A 16,622-nucleotide genomic window follows, 5' to 3' on the forward strand; every position below is an offset into this window, starting at 1 on the left:
TCATGGAAAAATCTATACGACTACCCGATTGCGCCCGCTCTCCTTCGCCCGGTAAAGCGCACGGTCCGCCAGCTCGAACAGATCGTCGACATGCGTGGATTGCAACGGACTGACCGCTCCTCCGATCGACAGCGTGACAGGGATGCGCAGCGCATTCTCGTGTGCAGCAACCGCCAGCCGAAGGCGTTCCGCCATCTCGTACGTTTCCGGCAGGTTACGTCCCGGAAGCAGAACGACAAACTCCTCGCCTCCGTAACGGCCGCAGACATCCCGGGCCTCCACCGTCTCCTCCAATGTACGCGCCACGGCTCGCAGTACCTCATCTCCCGCCGCATGCCCGTGACGATCATTGACGGCTTTGAAACGGTCAATATCGATCAACAGCATCGCGAACGGACGGTTGTCCCCTTCCATCTTTTCCAATGCTTCGTCCAAGGCACGTCGGTTCAAAAGGCCGGTCAACGGATCTTTTAAAGCAAAATCGTTCAGATCGCGGTTCTGCCGCTTCATCTCGCGCACCGTCCGCATGACAGCTCCATTCAGCAAATCCGCCTCGCGGTTCCAGTGGCGTCTGACGGAAGGCATGGCCTCATCCTGCGGACGATCGGCTGCACGAACGACAAAGTCGGCCAGCGATACAAAAGGCGCCGCCAGACGGCGAGCCAGGAACAACGACGAGGCGGCCAGAATCAGAAAAGGCCCTAACACGACAAGCAGCGTACCCCGCATTTGCTCCAACTGCTGCGCGGTGATTAGGCTGGTCGGCGTCTGTGCCACGATTCCCCAGCGCGTCGCCGGAACATACGTGTATCCGACCAGATACATTTTACCTTCGGTATTGATCAGTTTTTCCTGCCCGCTTTCCCCCTGAATCAAATGCGTGACCGCCGGATTTCTACTGACATCCTCGCCGATTCGGCCGCGATCCGGATGGTAGACCAGCTTGCCCCGCGAATCGACGATATAGGCATACGAACCGCTCTCATCAATCTCGTTTTCCCCGAATAATCCGCCCAACACGTTCGGTGCCTCCAAATGCAAAGTACCGCCGACGATTCCCAGATAGACCCCTTCATCCGTATAGATCGGCTCGGTTACGGTCACTGCCATTCCGCCATGAATATCAAGGTAAGGTTCCGATTGAAACGGACGACGGGTGGCAAGCGCTTCTTCCAGCAACAAAGGATCGATTCGTTCGGGCTGACTGTATTTCGGCAATCCGTCGTACGTCGCGATCAATTGCCCGTTCGTTCCGGCAACGAAAACTCCCGTGAAATATCCACTGCTTTCGTACAACAACCGCAGTTTTTCCTGCGTTTGGGACGATACGCGCAGTACCGCCATTTCGGCGAATTCACCCGCAAAGGCGGTTAGACTCTTGCTGATCGAGACGAAAAGCAGGTTCATCGCATGCCCTACACGCTCCGACTCCCGGAAATTCGCTTCTAATGTCCGCTCTTCCAATAACTGTTGCTCCGAACGGTACGAAGCGAACAGCGTAATCACAAGCGTCATCAAAAAGGTCAAAACGACGAGGCCGGAAAACAGCGCGCGTAAACTGACCCTGCCTTTTGTTTTGAAAAGTCCGTCGTCCTGCCCCTTTTTCCGATCGCCCATCGTTATTCTCACCGTGCCCCTCACCTTTTTGATCGATTGAAATATTGTTGCCGAATGACTTTCTTTCTATATATTACGGTACAATTTGTCGATTATTTAGGGATTTTATCGAAGAAGTTGGAGGGAAACAAACTCTTCAGTTTACCGGGAAAGTCGTTTCGGCGCGGGAAGCAAGAAGACTTCGAGAGAAATTACCAGCATAGGCTTCCGAAGTGCATTTCTTCGAAATGCTTCAGGTCGCGTGTTGAAATCGAGAAAAGGATTAAATTTTTAGTGGAATTTTCTCGATTTCAAAGGCGAACATTTCATTCCTTCACTGAATTTCTCTCTACGTCTTCTTACTTCTAGCCGCTATAGACTTTTTTGATACGTTAATGTTCTTACTTCATGACTTCAAATTTAATTCTTTCTTGGGCATATCTGTAGAAGCCGCTTACTCGGATACGTTCTTATTAGCGGGAGCCATTGCTTGGTTTGGGGCTTGGTTTAGCTTGGCGTTGAAATCCGATCGGGCGAAGTAATGCGGAGTCTTGAAGCTCTGTAGGGCTATCGTTCCACGAACAAGAGAGGCTCAGCGCTGGTTTCCCGTCTGAGCCTCTTCCGTTCCTCAACCTAGGTTGTGGGTTGACCATGTGGCGACGCCACATCTAGGAATTACCCGGAATCCAGATAATTATTCGGCACTTTATATATAAATAAATAATGAGCAAGCACTTTTTTTTGAAAACAAAAATGCAGACCTCCAAAAAATGGAGATCTGCATTTTATTGGTTAATCGTGATGCTGATGAAGGGAATTGAACCCCCGACCTACGCATTACGAGTGCGTTGCTCTACCCCTGAGCTACATCAGCATATTTTGGGCTAACCTTGCTGTCTTAGCAGCAACGAAATCCATTATACACCTTTCCCAGGGATACGCAAGATCTGTCTCCAAAAAAGTCAAAATAGGTCTTTCCCCTTCATTAATCCCTACTCGCCCGCGCCGCGTTCGGCCAGCTTAGCGTGTACGGAAGCGAGCTTTTGCGCGGACGAACCGGCTTTGTCCCGGCGGTCGTCGATCTTGACCGACGTCGATACGCGCTGGGCGCCGGATTCGAAGGTATGCTCGTGCAGTTCTTTTACCGCGGCCAGAATACGGTCCAAAGGACCCTCGATAATCGTGCTCATCGAAGTCAGCTCGTAGGTCACGCCTTCGATGCTCGCAAGCTTGTGCTGCATGTCTGCCACGTACCTGCTCAGACTGGTCGTTCCTGTTCCGATCGGGATGATTGTCACCTCTGCGATTGCCATTTCGTTCTCCTCCTTGTCATGAAAAGGGTGGGCTGTCAACTCCGTTTTTATGTCTTTTTATTGTACCGCGAAGCCATCCAAAAATCGAATTTCGACTCAACCCGCACCACTATGGGCTTCGTGTAAAAAGGGCGTTTTCAACCTTGACGATTTGATTAATTTTTCGGCCAGGGTTTGTGTCCATTATGTGGCAACTCGTATCCTTTCGCTTCACAGATACCATATATAGGTGTAAATTAAGTAGCCGAAGGCCAAATATGGTATTCAACGCAAAACGCACAAGTCCGCGATTCCCGATCCATGGAGCCGCGGCTTCACTATTTCATACATAGAGCTTGCTTCCCCGCCGCATTATAGACAGGCATCGGAAACCAACTCATCTCGAAAGGACGGAACCCAAAATGAGCATGACTCTTCCCTTCTCCCCGGTGGCACGTAACGCAGAAAGCGACGCGCTTGAGGAAATCACCAAACTTGGACGCGATATCGCAGACAGCCTCGACACCGAGACGCTGCGTGAGAACGCGAACCTGAACGGAGACAGTTTTTCCGGCAAAATGAGCAAATTCGGCAGCGAATACGCCAAATGGTACGCACGCCTGCATATTTTGCCGAGAGAAGTGGAAGCCGCCATTCGCGGGAACACCGTCTATGTGCATGACCTCGATCATTATGCGGTCGGCACGACCAACTGCATCTTTATTCCGTTCGATAAGCTGCTTGCCGAAGGCTTCAGCACGGGCAACGGGGATCTGCGCACGCCGCGTACGATTATGACGGCAATGGCGCTGGTGGCGATTATTTTCCAATGCCAGCAAAATGCCCAATACGGCGGCGTATCCGCGAACAAGATCGACCACGATCTGGCGCCTTACGTCGGACGTTCCTTCATTAAGCATTTCCGCAAGGGTCTGTCGTACTTCGAGAGCTTCAAAGAAGGCCGCGAGAGCCTGACAGATGCGGCTGCACCGGAAGGCCCGGCTGACGAAGACATCTATATGGATAACACAGAGCTGCGCGATCTCTACCCGCACGCTTACCGCTATGCCTACCAGGAAACGCGTCAAGAGACGTTCCAGGCGGCGGAAAGCCTTGTGCATAACCTGAATACGATGTCGAGCCGCGGCGGCGGTCAGATTCCTTTTACCAGCATTAACTACGGAACCTGCACGTCGAGCGAAGGCCGTCTGGTCATGGAGAGCTTGATGGAATCGACGATGCGCGGACTCGGTCAGGGACAGACGCCGATCTTCCCGATCCAGATTTTCAAATGCAAAAAAGGGATCAACCAAGCCATGGGCGAGCCCAACTACGATCTGTTCCTGAAAGCGATCGAATGCTCGACCAAGCGTCTGTATCCAAACTTTGCGAACCTCGACGCGCCGATCAATATGGAATATTACGTGCCGGGCGACCCGAATACGGAATTCGCGACGATGGGCTGCCGGACTCGCGTCGTGGCTGACCGCTTCGGCCGCAACCATCTGTCGGGCAAAGGCAATCTGTCGTTCAACACGATCAATCTGGTGAAGCTGGGGATCGAGAACGGGGTTGCGCTTGGCAAACGCAAATGGGCGGATGAAGAAGGCTTCTACGAAATGTTGGACGAAGCACTGAATATCGCGATGCAGGGACTGCTGCACCGTTACCGTATTCAAGCGAAACAACCGGCCAAAGCGTCCGACTTTATGATGCGCGAAGGCGTCTGGGAAGGCGGCGACGCACTGGGTCCGGACGATAAGGTCGAAGACCTGCTCAAGCACGGCAGTCTGTCGATCGGCTTTATCGGGATCGCCGAGTCCATGAAGGCCATGTACGGCAAGCATCACGCGGAAGATGAAGACGTCTATGCCAAAGCTCTGGCCGCCGTTCGTCATATGCGCGCTTACTGCGACGCTATGAGCGAGAAACACAATCTCAATATCACGTTGTTCGCGACTCCGGCCGAAGGGCTGTCGGGCAAGTTCACCAAGAACGATGCCAAAGAATACGGATGTATTCCCGGCGTAACGGATCGCGAATATTATACGAATTCGTTCCATGTACCGGTCTACTTCCAGACGCCGGCGGCACGCAAGATTTCGCTCGAAGCGCCTTTCCATGAAGTGTGCAACGCTGGCGCTATCTCGTACATCGAATTGGACGGCAATGTGCGCAGCAACCCGGAAGCGTTCCGCAAGATCGTGACGTACGCGCTGGATCAGAACGTGAGCTACTTCAGCATCAACCACCCGATCGACCGCTGCACCTCATGCGGCCACGAAGGGATCATCGGCGAGTCGTGCCCTTCTTGCGGGAAAAAGGAAACCGAGGTGCATATCTCCCGCCTGCGCCGCGTTACGGGCTATCTGACAGGCGACTACCAGACCCGTTTCAATGGAGCCAAGCAAGCCGAGGTGCGCGACCGCGTGAAGCATGCCGGACAAGCGGCGCCTAAAGTGTAAACAAACCAGCCAGCACTCTGTACCAGGCTGTTCGTTCAGGGCAAGGAGGTGTTCAACGATGAATATTTGCGGGTATTATCCGGAATCCATTAATGAAGGAGAAGGTCTGCGGGCCTCGGTCTTCCTTAGCGGCTGCAAGCATTATTGCAAAGGCTGCTTCAGTGCAAAAACCTGGAACTTCGACTACGGCGAACTTTTCGACGGCAAGCGTCAACGTGAGATCATTCGGGAAATGGCGGAGAATCCGCTGCTTGACGGACTGACCTTGGCCGGCGGCGATCCGTTCTTTTCGGCGGCGGAAGCAAGTTCCTTCATTGATCTGGCGCGCGAGAGCATCCCGGAGCTTAATGTATGGATGTACACCGGGTACACGTTCGAACAGCTTGCAGCGCGGCCGGAGTCGGACGAGTACGGACTTCTGCGGCGTGGCCATGTTTTGGTAGACGGACGCTTCGAGCAGGATTTGCGGGATGTGTCGCTTTTGTACCGGGGAAGTGCCAACCAACGCCTGATCCGTATTCCCGAGAGTCTGGAGCGCGGCGAAGTCGTATTATGGGAGCGAGAAAAAGCCTTTATGTAAATACTGTCCTATATAAATCCAGTTCAGTATTTAATTGTTGACAATCGGCTTAGTCTTGAGTAAGATAAGCTTAAATTTACGGAAGACCCCACAACCGCATACTCGTACCTTGTCAACATCAGTTGAAAAGGTCCTATATCTTTCCTTAACCGGGTAAGAGGGAGTAGCTTTTACAGCAAAGTCGTCAATACGGGAGCATATCCCCGGCTTTGTTGGCAACCATCGTTGTTAGCGAGACTTTTACCGCTTTAGGTTACGTTTGTTTATTCGTGCACCCACGCATATTCATTCGTATCCTTTGGCGGTAAAAGTCTCTTTTGTTTTATTGGGGTCTTTTCGTAAACAGAAAGGGAACTCATCCCACATTAAAAGGAGAGAAGCAAATGGATTTGTCGTTGATGCTTGAATACGGATGGGTACTGCTCGTACTGATCGCGCTGGAGGGCCTGCTTGCCGCGGATAACGCGTTGGTACTGGCCATCATGGTTAAACCGCTTCCGGAAGAACAGCGTAAAAGAGCCTTGTTCTACGGCCTTCTCGGGGCATTCGTACTCCGGTTCGGCTCCTTGTTCGTGATCTCGTTCCTGGTCGACGTCTGGTGGATCCAGGCAATCGGAGCCGCGTACCTGCTGTTCATTTCGTTGAATCATATCATTAAAGCCATTCGCAATAAGCAAACCGAAACCGACGAAGCGGAAGAATCCGCAGAAGGCAAAGGCGTTGGCAAGAAAAAAGTCAGCTTCTGGGGCGTCGTGCTCAAAGTCGAATTGGCTGACCTTGCGTTCGCGGTTGACTCCATCTTGGCAGCCGTTGCGCTTGCGGTAGCCTTGCCTCCGACCAACCTGGGTACGATCGGGGGTCTGGACGCCGGACAATTTGCCGTTATCTTCGCAGGCGGTTTCATCGGTCTTGTCATTATGCGTTTCGCGGCAAACCTGTTCGTCGGCCTGCTGCACTCGCGTCCGGGTCTGGAAACAGCCGCTTTCGTTATCGTAGGCTGGGTTGGCGTTAAGCTGGCAATGCACACACTGGGCCATGAAGCAATCGGTCTGGTTCCTCACGACTTTGTCGAAGGCACGATCTGGAAAACAACCTTCTACGTCGTTCTCGTTTCGATTGCACTGATCGGTTGGTTCACATCCAAGAAGGTCGAAGTGAAGACGCACGAAGAACCGATTCGCGAAGTCGAAGAACAAGCGAAAAAGCTTCCGAAACTCGATAAGTAATCGATACAACCTACCATGTTCCCGGTACCGGAGAAGTCCTATAGGACCCTCCGGTACTTTTTTGCGTCCGTGAAAAGAAGTGCGTATCGGAAGAAGTTCCTATTAATCTTTTACGAGTAGATTTTGCGAAATCTTTTTAAAAAACCTATAAACTTTCGTTTTCCTTCACCGATAAATAAAATATCAAAACAAAACAACAACAAAAATCGACAAACAAATCAATTAAACGACAAATAACGAATGAGAGAGGTGCAGCAGTCATGATCACGCTGAATACACAAGGAATCAAGGAAGTTCTCCATAAACAAATTACGAAGTTTTTCGAAGCGGAACCGGTTATGCTTGAACTCACGCAAGACATCCAAAACAATGATGCCGAAGCTGGACAGACGCTGCACTTCTCCAACCCTCACTACTGGGTGAAAGTGATGGATTGCTCGTTCGAGAGCTATGTTAGACCGGTTATCCTTTGCGAAGTGATCTACTTCCTGAAGAAAGAATACATGGACGCCGAAGTCGAAGTGAATGTCGATATCGACCTTTCCGCCCCTGCCGACGAACGCATCACCATCTCGGCTACAATCAGCTTCAATGACCAAGTTGAACTGGAACGTACAGAGCTGAACAATCTGATCGACCTGGCTCTGCAACTCAAGGACAAAGAATGGTTCGAAGAGCTGTCGAGCCGCTACAACGCAATCAGCGCTTGATTTCGAAGCACGCTCACGCTGTAAGAAGCAAAGGTATCAAGCTATTGAGTCACCATTCGACAAAATCGGACACTTAAAACGTTCATCCTTACTCGTCCGACATTTGAAAGATCTTGCAACTTTTCACCTCAGGGTGTCCCGCGGCTTCTCGGCCAGTGCCTCTCCACTCGATTTCGCTTCCGATGCCGAGACCCGCTTCATCATATCTTTTTCTTCTCCTTCCCTTCCGGTGCATCCCTTCCCAACTTATACGTCTACGAGATGCACCTTCAGGCTCCGGATTCCCCCGAATCCGGGCCTCTTTTTTTGCGAATCCGATCATGGCCTTCTACTTCGTCCCTGTTGCGTGAACATTAGACGCAATCCAAAGGTTGACGACCTCTCGATCCGGCGGTATACTGGGAATCACAATTTTAGAACTCACCATGCCGATGAAGAGAGTCCAACTCCGAGGCGTTTTCGTCAAGGGTCCGGCAGCGTCAACCGCTTGCTACCGACCGCCTAAGTCAACCGGCATTCGCCCGTTATCGCGAAACTCCAGAGCGGATCGCTCCTTCGGGAACGGTCAAATTGGGTGGCACCGCGAGCGTAAATAGAACGCCCCTCGTCCCAAACGAGAGGGCGTTTTTTGCGTTTTTTTCACACCAATCACTCAGAGGAGCGTGCATGGACATGATGGATATTCGAACGATTCGGGAGCAGGCGGCACAATTTCAAACAGTAGCGGACGGTAAAAAAATCGCGATTTCGATCGAGGAATTGCTGGAGACGGATACGCGCAGACGCGAGCTTGCCGGGCAAGCCGAGGAACTTCGCGCACGGCGCAATCGGCGCAGCGAAAGTATCGGAGCCAAGATTGCCGCAGGTAAACCGGACGAAGCTCGGATAGAAAAGGAACAGATGCGGATCGACCGGGAAACGCTGGCGGGAATCGAAGCGGAATTGGATACGGTGCTTCAACGCTATCAGTATCTGATGGAACGCGTACCGAATCTGGTGTCGCCGGATACGCCGATAGGCCGCTCGGATGCCGACAATGTCACATTAAGCGAGACCGGACAACCTCCAAAATTCGACTTTGACGCACGGGATCATGTCGAACTGGGCGAACTCCACAAATTATTCGACATCGAACGCGGGGTCAAAGTTGCCGGAAGCCGCAGCTACTTTTTGAAAGGCGACGGGCTTAAGCTTCAGCGGGCCGTTCAGCAGCTTGCTCTGGACTTGCTCGAAGAACGCGGCTTTACCGGGATGGACGTTCCGCTCATGGTTCGGACCAAAGCGATGCAGGGAACCGGATTTTTCCCGACCGGACAGGATCAGGCGTATCGGATCGAAGGCGAAGACGCCTGGCTGGTCGGCACGTCGGAGGTTCCGCTGATCGCGTATTTCGCGGAAGAAACGCTGGATGTCGCCGAACCGATTCGCGTCGCCGGTATCTCGACCTGCTTCCGTAGCGAGGTCGGATCGGCAGGACGCGACGTGCGCGGATTGTATCGGGTACATCAATTCGCCAAAGTCGAGCAAGTCGTGATCTGTCGGGGCGAGGAAGCCGAATCGGAACGCCTGCTGCAAGAGATCACGCGCAATGCCGAGGATCTGCTGGATCTGCTCGAACTTCCTTATCGCAAAGTAGCCGTCTGCGTTGGGGATATGTCGCAGAAAAATCACAAACAATACGATATCGAAACCTGGATGCCAAGCCGCAATGCTTATGGCGAGACGCATTCGGCATCGAACGTGGGAGACTTTCAAGCCAGACGTGCCGGACTGCGCTATCGGGATGAAGACGGTAAATTGCGCTTCTGCCATACGCTTAACAACACGGCCGTCGCCCTTCCCCGTCTGTTGATTCCCCTGCTCGAAAATCACCAGCGCGAAGACGGTTCGATCTATCTGCCGCCCGCGCTTCGCCCGTATATGGGAGGCCGGGAAGCGTTGGGGATTGTAACGGCCGACGCGGAATAAAAGAAATTTCGAACCGGCCGGAAGGCTTCTTTTTCGAAAAGGTTCAACGTTCGCCGACAAGCGTAAATCCGTGTGTATATCGCCGTTTTTCCTTCGGGAAAAGCGGCTTTTTCGTGCTGCTCGCTAACTGGATTTCCCTATACACAAAATATATTTTTTTACAATTATGACGTTTTGCTATCAAAAATCCCGAAGCGTCGGACGAAAAATACATATATCGCCTTTCAAAAAAACCAGGCACAACCGACTCCTTTGTCAAACGTGATCCGATCGGCCCGATAACCTTTCCTTTTCTTCCTGTCACAGACTTTATCCGCTACATACAAGCTCGGGAAGAGTTAACCGGAAATCGGCCGTTCGATATCGGAGTCGGAAGCCCAAAAAAATAAAACGGAGTGATCAGAAGATGCAGTGGTTCAGAAATCGAAAAATTTTCACGAAGCTGATGGTTGTTGTCGTGACGCTTACCCTTCTTACGGCAGGCGTCGGTCTGTACGGTTTGTATAACATCAATATGATGAAAAACAATTTGAACGAGCTGTACAGCGACAATATGATGCCGCTGCGCAAACTGGCCAACACCGAAACGTCGCTGCTTAAACTCAGAGTCACTTCCCGCGATATCGCCATTGCCGAAACGCAAGCGCAAAAAAGAGAAATCGCCGAGCAAATCGCTCCGCTGAGCGAACAAGTCGATATCAATATGAACGATTACCGGAACAGTCCGCTGAGCAACGAAGAAAGCGCTTTGCTGCAAGAGTTCGATACGTATTGGGCCGAGTACCAACAGCTTTACGCCAACGCGGTCGAGCTTGCGGAAACTTCGACCAACGCCGTTTTCCAGGCTTATTTGACCGATGAAGTCGGCCCGACCAGCACCCAGCTATACGAATCGATCGAAAAATTGGGCGTGCTGAACGAACAACAGGCCACCGTAACCGATTCGCAAGCGCAAAGCGACGTATCGCGCGCTTCGCTGTGGACGATGATCATTATTGGCGCGTCGATCGTGTTCGGTCTGCTATTAGTCGTCCTGGTCACTTCCATGATCAGCAGCCCCGTGAAAAAAATCGCCCGTATCGTCAAAAATATCGCCGAAGGCGATCTGCGCGAAAAATCCGAGTATCACGCCAAAGACGAGGTAGGCGAACTGTCCGCTTCCGTCAATAAAATGGCCGATACACTGTCGACCCTGATCGGCGGCATTCAGGATTCCGCGCAAAACGTAGCCGCTTCGTCGCAACAAATCTCGGCCAGCACGCAGCAAATTGCCGGGGGCACCTCTGTGCAAATGCAGTCGGCCCGCGCGATCAACGAGCTGTTCAAAGATATGGCAACCGCGATCGAAGAAGTCGCCAAAGGCGCGGAAGGCGCGGCCGAACTGTCCAATGAGACGGTCGAAATGGCCCAGTCCGGCGGCGAAACGATTCAGCTTGCTTTGAGAAGCATGGAAGACGTCACGCACCAAGTGGGTAAACTGGAAGAGCATTCCGCCAAGATCGGAGATATCATCAACGTCATCGACGATATCTCCGCGCAAACGAATCTGCTTGCCCTCAATGCGGCGATCGAAGCGGCCCGCGCCGGCGAATCGGGTCTCGGCTTCGCCGTGGTTGCCGATGAAGTGCGCAAGCTTGCCGAACGCAGTGGCGCAGCGACCAAAGAAATCACGTCCATCATCCGTTCCATGCAGCTCAATATCGAAAAAAGCGTCACGGCCGTCAATACGAATCTGGAGCACGCCAACGATTCGGGACGTGCTTTCAACGAAATTATCGACCGTCTCGGCAATACGTCGCTGAAAGTCAACGGCATCGCCGCGGCCAGCGAAGAACAAGCGGCACAGACCAACGAAGTGATGCAGACGCTCACCGGCATCACCATTGCCAGCGAAGAATCGGCAGCCGCCAGCGAGCAGACGGCTACGTCTTCTCAAGCTTTGGCCCAGCTCGCGGATCAACTGCATCTGTCGGTATCCACGTTCCGGGTGTAAAACAAACGACTTCTTCTATAAAAAATAGCAAAAGACAGCTCCGAAAGCCGTAAGGCTGGCTTCAGGAGCTGTCTTTTTTGCGGTTTTGTACAAGCAAAATCGGCCGAAACCCTTACTCTTCTGCCGTCTATAGCGAGTCGATCACGTCGCCCGCCAGCAGCGATGCCGGATGTTCGCGCCGTTCGGCGGCGCGTTCTCCCGCCCGGCCATGCAGGTAAACGCCGAAAGCGGCAGCCTGGATGGGATTCAGCTTTTGCGCGATCAGCCCGGAGATGACGCCTGTCAGCACATCGCCCGTCCCGCCTGTAGACATGCCGGGATGACCCGTCGTATTGATAAACACCGCGCCTTCCGGCGAAGCGACGACGGTGCGCGCTCCTTTGAGCACGAGCGTAACGCCGTGCCGTACCGCGTATTTTCGCGCCGCTTCGATCCGGTCTTGTTGAAGCTCGGCCGTCGGAACTCCGAGCAAACGTCCCATTTCACCCGGATGCGGGGTTAGCACGACGTTCGGCCTGCGTCCCCACGCCGCGATAAAATCGCCCGCGTCCGCGAGCATGTTGAGGCCGTCCGCGTCGATAACAAGCGGAACGTCGGACTCTGTCCAAAGCTTTTTCAACCATTGCGTATCGCCGTCAAAACGTCCGAGACCCGGTCCGATCGACATAACGCTCATCTTCTCGGCCAGCTTCAACACGGTATCCGCCGAATCGCGGTTCCAGGAATCTCCCGCCGTCGCTTCGGCAACCATAAGTTCGGGGACATGGCCGACAACGCTTGGCAGCAATGCTGCCGGGAGCGCCCATGTCACGAGGCCGGTGCCGATCCGAAGCGCCGCGCGCGAAGCCATAAGCCCGGCCCCGCTCATCAGGCGGCTGCCGCCGACGACCAAAGCGTGGCCGTAAGTGCCTTTGTGGCTGTCTTCTTCGCGGTCGCGCGAAAGATCGATATTCAGGACGCCGCGCAGCGACCGCTCCGTGATCAGGTAAGCGTTCGGCGGATCTTCGATTCGGGAGGCGGCCAACTGCGGAATCCCGACAGCCCGCACGCGCACTTCGCCAGCCGTTTTCGCGCCGGGATACTGCACCAGACCTGTTTTCAAAAAAGCAATGCAAACCGTTCGTTCGGCACGAATACAAACCTGCGCGGTCTGCCCGGTTGACGCGTCCAAACCGCTTGGAATATCGGCCGCGATAATCGGAAGACCGCTGTCGTTGGCCGCGCGAATCAGGCCGGCGTAAGGCTCGCGCGGTTCGCCGCTTGCGCCGATGCCGAGCAACGCGTCGACCAAGCCCGTGTACGCAGTAAAATCCAGCTTCGCCAAGTCGCCCGGCTCCGATGCGGGCCGCACCGGAATACCCGAGCGACGGACGGATTCGAGCTGCGCGGAAGCTTCGCCGGAAAAGCGTTCCGGGCTTTCCGCGCACAATACGGAAACTTTTACCCCCGCATCCTGCAAGTAACGCGCGGCGACCAGACCGTCTCCGCCGTTATTTCCTTTTCCCGTCAAGATCAGCCAGTGCTCGCGCTCGGCGCCGTCGAACGGCGCGATCAACGTATCAGCCAGCACGGGAGCCGTAGAGGTGACGCCACGCTTCGCCGAACCGTCAGGTCGCGTTCCCGCTCCGCGGTTGCCCGTGACGGATACGGCGCTGCGCTCGCGGATAAAGTCCAGCACTTCCTCGGCGATCGCGCGTCCGGCCGATTCCATCAAGGAAAGGGACGGAATGCCCAATTCTTCGATCGTATAGCGATCTATCCTTTTCATTTGCTGCGGCGTTACGATGAGCATGGTTATCCCCGTCTCCTTCCGAAATTGCCGAGATGATCAGTAAGCTACCGTGAAGCGCGAGCGGATAAAGTTCGGATCGTCCAGTTCATCAATGACGGCTGCGGCAAAATCCTCGATGCTGATTCGGCTGTGCCCTTCGTCGTCCGTAACCAGCATCGACATGCCGACGCGGAAGTTCCCTGTGCGCTTGCCGGGTTCGATCCAGGCAGCCGGGCTGACATACGTCCATTCCAGTTCGCTCTCGGCAAAAATCTCGTACGCATCGGCATGTGCCTGTGCCAGCGGAAGCAGCTCCTCCGGGTAATCCGGCGCATCCATGACGCGAACGCCGGGAGCCGTCAGCAACGTACCCGATCCGCCCGCGACGATGACACGCTCAACGCCTGCCGCCTCCGCGCCTTCCAAAATCAAACGTGCCGCTTCCGATAAAAGAGGGCCTTCGCCCGGCTCTGTTCCGAATGCGCTCAAGATCGCTTCGCAACCTGCCGCCGCCGAAGCGATCGCGCCCGGCGCAAGCAAATCTCCTTCGCGCACGCGCAAAGCCGCATGTTCCTCTTGAAGCAGCGAAGGATTTTGCATCAGCACCGTGACCTCGCATTTTCGGTACAAAGCCTCTTTGACCAAGCGGCGGCCGATCGGCCCATCCGCGCCCAATACTAATATTTTCATCATTTCCAATTCCATTGTCGATTCCGTCCTTTCGCTAGCTGCTTACGCAGTCCTATATCGATCCGATAAAGCCTTCTTGATTCCTATACCCGTTTCCGGGAAAGATCTTGCTTCCCCGCGAAGCGAATTGTACGCGCACCCGACCTTTTTGTCCATGAAACCTTGCAAGGAAGCTTCAAATCTCGGTGATCGCGTACAGAATTCGCACCTTAGAAGCTTGAAGCCGCATCGGGCTTGTGTAATAGTGGGTAAGACAGGTTTATGCGATGCGCGAGAGGAAGGCGAATCAGAATGGAAACGGTGATCGGGCTGGCTATGGCGGCCTTTGCGATATGGATTTACGAACAAGCCCGCCGCGCCTTGGAACGGCGGGCGACAAACCGCGAGCGGAGGCTACGTTCGGCGCTGGAAGCGTTGAGCTCAGCGGCTGCGCTGTTGGACGAAGCATTGGACGCCCCGTTCGCTTCCCCGGCGCCGGGATTGGAAGCGAGATTTCGCGAGCGGCTGCTGCTCTGCCAGGGGATGCAGGGCTTCGCATCCGAGCTGGACGGTCAATTGGCTCTGTATTTGCATGGCGAAGAAAGCAATCGCCTGCCTTTGCTGCACGAAGCGCTGCATCGCGAGCTGGAACGGACCCGTCACGAGCTGGCGGTGCTGCTCGAACACGAAGAGCGCCCGTCCTGGGGCGGCGGATTTCTCCGCCTGCTGAAGCCGGCGCTGGTGCCGGCGCTGCTGGCCGCCGCCGGAGCGGCCGGCTGGCAGTTCGCCTTGGAGCCGGAGCTTGACGGCTCCGCCTGGCTGCCGCTGCTCCGCCTGGCTTCCTGGCTGCTGGCGGCTTTGCTTGCGGCGCGGCTGCTGGAGCCGGGCTACCGGGCCGAACGGCCCGTCTTGCGGCGCGTCGTGCCGCTGTTGGCAGCGGCTCCCGCGCTGCTGAACCCGGCGCTGGGGCCGCAGGCCGCGCCGTGGCTGCTGCTCGCGCAGCTGCTGCTGGCGGCGGCCGGGTTCGCCGCGCTGCGACCCGCCGCTTCCAAGCGGCGGGAGCGCCCTTATGCCGGGCATTCCCCGCAGCTCCGCCCGGCCGCGGCGCAGCCGAAAGCCGTCCCGGGGCCGAGCGCCGGGACCGAACTTTCCGCTACGCCTATCGGCTCGCGCCACGCCCGCCCGGAACAATAAGCAACAATAGGCCAATATTTGCGATCCGTGATACGTCGTAATACGCCAGCCTACCAGCCAAGCCCGCAAACGCCGGGAATTCGCTCCGCCGCATTTTGTTCGCGGAACGCTGTCGATTCGAAATGAAGTTCGAATCCGGGTTCGAACTCAAACGGATTTGGCGGTTCGGCGGTTGAGTGCTCCAGATCGCTAAGCCAGAACGGTTTGGTTGCCAGCAGGATTTTGCGGAAATAAATGCTGTAATGCAACTCTTTCGTTCGTTTCGCTCGCTGTTCTTCACATAAATACAGATATCCATTTATTTGAAGAAAAATGTCGCGAAAACGCATGAAATCGAGAAATTAAATGGATATCTGCATCTATTCTCTCAAAAACGCAAAATCCGATCCGAATAAGTGTATATCCGTACTTATTTTCGCTCGCGCCCAAAAAGGCCGTTCCGAACCGTACTCGCATCTCGGTCCCGAACAGCCTTTTTTATATTTGGATCGCTTGACTAAACCGAACTTCGTTTACCCCAAACCTTCTAACATTTTCGTTTCTGCGCAAACTTCCCTGCCCCTTCTGTATCGATCAGACCCGATTCGGCAGCGATTGCGCTGTTTTTTACGGATTACGTTTGTTGTTCAGAATACGCTGTTCCGTACGGCTTCGCTACGCCTTGCACAAGCCGTTTTTACTCCGCTTCGTACTTCGCTTTATGCTCTTCTTTCATCCGAACGTAATCCTCGTCCGTTTTCGCCTGCTCCCAGATCTTTTTGAAAATAGCTGCCGATTCGGCTTTTTGCGGGTCGCCTTTGTTGATCGACAACGTGCCGTTTTCGGCATATTTGCGCCCGCCTTTGTAGTTGGTGTAGCGCCGGGCGCGCGTGTAGCCCATCTGCAAAAATTTGCGCGCCATGTCCATGCCGATAAAATCGTCTTTTTCTTTATACTCCAAAAACATCGCATAAATTTTTTCCGAAGACTCGCGTGCGATCTCGGGTGTTTTGAAACGCCAATGCGGCAAAATCTCGCCTTTGTACGGCTGGACCATCAGCACGCCTTGTTCGCCTTTTCCGACGCGATACAATTCCGGCTGTTTTCTCAAGTCCAGGTTTTCGTAATCCAACTCATAGTCGAATGCCTTCATCGTTTCCGCCTCCCCGCGTTTATGGC

13 protein-coding genes and 1 tRNA gene are annotated in these 16,622 nt (G+C 54.2%); 7 read left to right on the forward strand and 7 right to left on the reverse strand.

Annotation, left to right across the window (positions count from 1 at the left end; genetic code table 11):
- Positions 1–12 precede the first annotated feature (12 nt).
- From WKI47_RS13170 to WKI47_RS13180, 3 genes are all read right to left on the reverse strand, one after another.
- Positions 13–1,629: a sensor domain-containing diguanylate cyclase gene (locus WKI47_RS13170; protein ID WP_340227602.1), complete on the reverse strand. Its 1,617-nt coding sequence runs from the start codon at positions 1,627–1,629 to the stop codon at positions 13–15.
- Between the two features lie 769 nt (positions 1,630–2,398).
- Positions 2,399–2,470 (reverse strand) — tRNA-Thr (locus tag WKI47_RS13175).
- 118 nt (positions 2,471–2,588) lie between these two features.
- Positions 2,589–2,909 carry an MTH1187 family thiamine-binding protein gene (locus tag WKI47_RS13180; RefSeq protein ID WP_340227603.1) on the reverse strand — a complete coding sequence of 107 codons (321 nt, stop codon included), beginning with the start codon at positions 2,907–2,909 and terminating at the stop codon, positions 2,589–2,591.
- A 401-nt stretch (positions 2,910–3,310) separates the two neighbouring features.
- Here WKI47_RS13180 and WKI47_RS13185 point away from each other — a divergent pair, with 401 nt between their 5' ends.
- From WKI47_RS13185 to WKI47_RS13210, 6 genes are all read left to right on the forward strand, one after another.
- Entirely contained in the window at positions 3,311–5,353 is a 2,043-nt protein-coding gene (locus tag WKI47_RS13185) for an anaerobic ribonucleoside triphosphate reductase (protein ID WP_340227604.1), read from the forward strand.
- 58 nt (positions 5,354–5,411) lie between these two features.
- Positions 5,412–5,933: an anaerobic ribonucleoside-triphosphate reductase activating protein gene (nrdG, locus tag WKI47_RS13190; RefSeq protein ID WP_340227605.1), complete on the forward strand. Its 522-nt coding sequence runs from the start codon at positions 5,412–5,414 to the stop codon at positions 5,931–5,933.
- Positions 5,934–6,316: 383 nt separating this feature from the next.
- Positions 6,317–7,159, forward strand: a complete 843-nt coding sequence (locus tag WKI47_RS13195) for a TerC family protein (protein ID WP_340227606.1) — start codon at positions 6,317–6,319, stop codon at positions 7,157–7,159.
- A gap of 260 nt (positions 7,160–7,419) precedes the next feature.
- A complete protein-coding gene (locus tag WKI47_RS13200) occupies positions 7,420–7,869 on the forward strand; it encodes an IDEAL domain-containing protein (RefSeq protein ID WP_340227607.1) in 450 nt (149 codons plus the stop codon).
- Between the two features lie 672 nt (positions 7,870–8,541).
- Positions 8,542–9,837, forward strand: coding sequence for a serine--tRNA ligase (gene serS, locus WKI47_RS13205; RefSeq protein WP_340227608.1), 1,296 nt, complete (start codon positions 8,542–8,544; stop codon positions 9,835–9,837).
- Between the two features lie 406 nt (positions 9,838–10,243).
- Positions 10,244–11,830: a methyl-accepting chemotaxis protein gene (locus WKI47_RS13210; protein WP_340227609.1), complete on the forward strand. Its 1,587-nt coding sequence runs from the start codon at positions 10,244–10,246 to the stop codon at positions 11,828–11,830.
- A gap of 127 nt (positions 11,831–11,957) precedes the next feature.
- Here the strand turns inward: WKI47_RS13210 and WKI47_RS13215 are convergent, their stop codons facing one another.
- Positions 11,958–13,622 carry an NAD(P)H-hydrate dehydratase gene (locus WKI47_RS13215; RefSeq protein WP_340227610.1) on the reverse strand — a complete coding sequence of 555 codons (1,665 nt, stop codon included), beginning with the start codon at positions 13,620–13,622 and terminating at the stop codon, positions 11,958–11,960.
- Between the two features lie 36 nt (positions 13,623–13,658).
- Positions 13,659–14,306 (reverse strand): NAD(P)-dependent oxidoreductase, encoded by a 648-nt coding sequence (locus WKI47_RS13220; protein ID WP_340227611.1) that lies wholly within the window; start codon positions 14,304–14,306, stop codon positions 13,659–13,661.
- Positions 14,307–14,582: 276 nt separating this feature from the next.
- Here WKI47_RS13220 and WKI47_RS13225 point away from each other — a divergent pair, with 276 nt between their 5' ends.
- Positions 14,583–15,464, forward strand: a complete 882-nt coding sequence (locus tag WKI47_RS13225) for a hypothetical protein (RefSeq protein WP_340227612.1) — start codon at positions 14,583–14,585, stop codon at positions 15,462–15,464.
- A gap of 50 nt (positions 15,465–15,514) precedes the next feature.
- Here the strand turns inward: WKI47_RS13225 and WKI47_RS13230 are convergent, their stop codons facing one another.
- Together WKI47_RS13230 and WKI47_RS13235 are read right to left on the reverse strand one after the other, a co-directional pair.
- Complete coding sequence (locus tag WKI47_RS13230; RefSeq protein ID WP_340227613.1) at positions 15,515–15,712, reverse strand: hypothetical protein; 198 nt, start codon at positions 15,710–15,712, stop codon at positions 15,515–15,517.
- A gap of 428 nt (positions 15,713–16,140) precedes the next feature.
- The gene (locus WKI47_RS13235; RefSeq protein WP_340227614.1) at positions 16,141–16,596 is read right to left on the reverse strand and encodes a DUF4385 domain-containing protein; all 456 of its coding nucleotides are present in this window, start codon (positions 16,594–16,596) and stop codon (positions 16,141–16,143) included.
- Positions 16,597–16,622 lie beyond the last annotated feature (26 nt).

The sequence above is a fragment of the Saccharibacillus sacchari genome, from assembly GCF_037722395.1.
GTDB classification, from domain to species: Bacteria; Bacillota; Bacilli; order Paenibacillales; family Paenibacillaceae; genus Saccharibacillus; species Saccharibacillus sacchari_A.

What these genes read in the sequence shown, in the direction of transcription:
- WKI47_RS13215 (WP_340227610.1), bottom strand. Translation starts at nt 13,622, where the DNA reads ATGCTCATCGTAACGCCGCAGCAAATGAAAAGGATAGATCGCTATACG.
- WKI47_RS13220 (WP_340227611.1), bottom strand. Translation starts at nt 14,306, where the DNA reads ATGGAATTGGAAATGATGAAAATATTAGTATTGGGCGCGGATGGGCCG.
- WKI47_RS13185 (WP_340227604.1), top strand. Translation starts at nt 3,311, where the DNA reads ATGAGCATGACTCTTCCCTTCTCCCCGGTGGCACGTAACGCAGAAAGC.
- WKI47_RS13195 (WP_340227606.1), top strand. Translation starts at nt 6,317, where the DNA reads ATGGATTTGTCGTTGATGCTTGAATACGGATGGGTACTGCTCGTACTG.
- WKI47_RS13180 (WP_340227603.1), bottom strand. Translation starts at nt 2,909, where the DNA reads ATGGCAATCGCAGAGGTGACAATCATCCCGATCGGAACAGGAACGACC.
- WKI47_RS13200 (WP_340227607.1), top strand. Translation starts at nt 7,420, where the DNA reads ATGATCACGCTGAATACACAAGGAATCAAGGAAGTTCTCCATAAACAA.
- WKI47_RS13225 (WP_340227612.1), top strand. Translation starts at nt 14,583, where the DNA reads ATGGAAACGGTGATCGGGCTGGCTATGGCGGCCTTTGCGATATGGATT.
- WKI47_RS13235 (WP_340227614.1), bottom strand. Translation starts at nt 16,596, where the DNA reads ATGAAGGCATTCGACTATGAGTTGGATTACGAAAACCTGGACTTGAGA.
- serS (WP_340227608.1), top strand. Translation starts at nt 8,542, where the DNA reads ATGATGGATATTCGAACGATTCGGGAGCAGGCGGCACAATTTCAAACA.
- WKI47_RS13210 (WP_340227609.1), top strand. Translation starts at nt 10,244, where the DNA reads ATGCAGTGGTTCAGAAATCGAAAAATTTTCACGAAGCTGATGGTTGTT.
- nrdG (WP_340227605.1), top strand. Translation starts at nt 5,412, where the DNA reads ATGAATATTTGCGGGTATTATCCGGAATCCATTAATGAAGGAGAAGGT.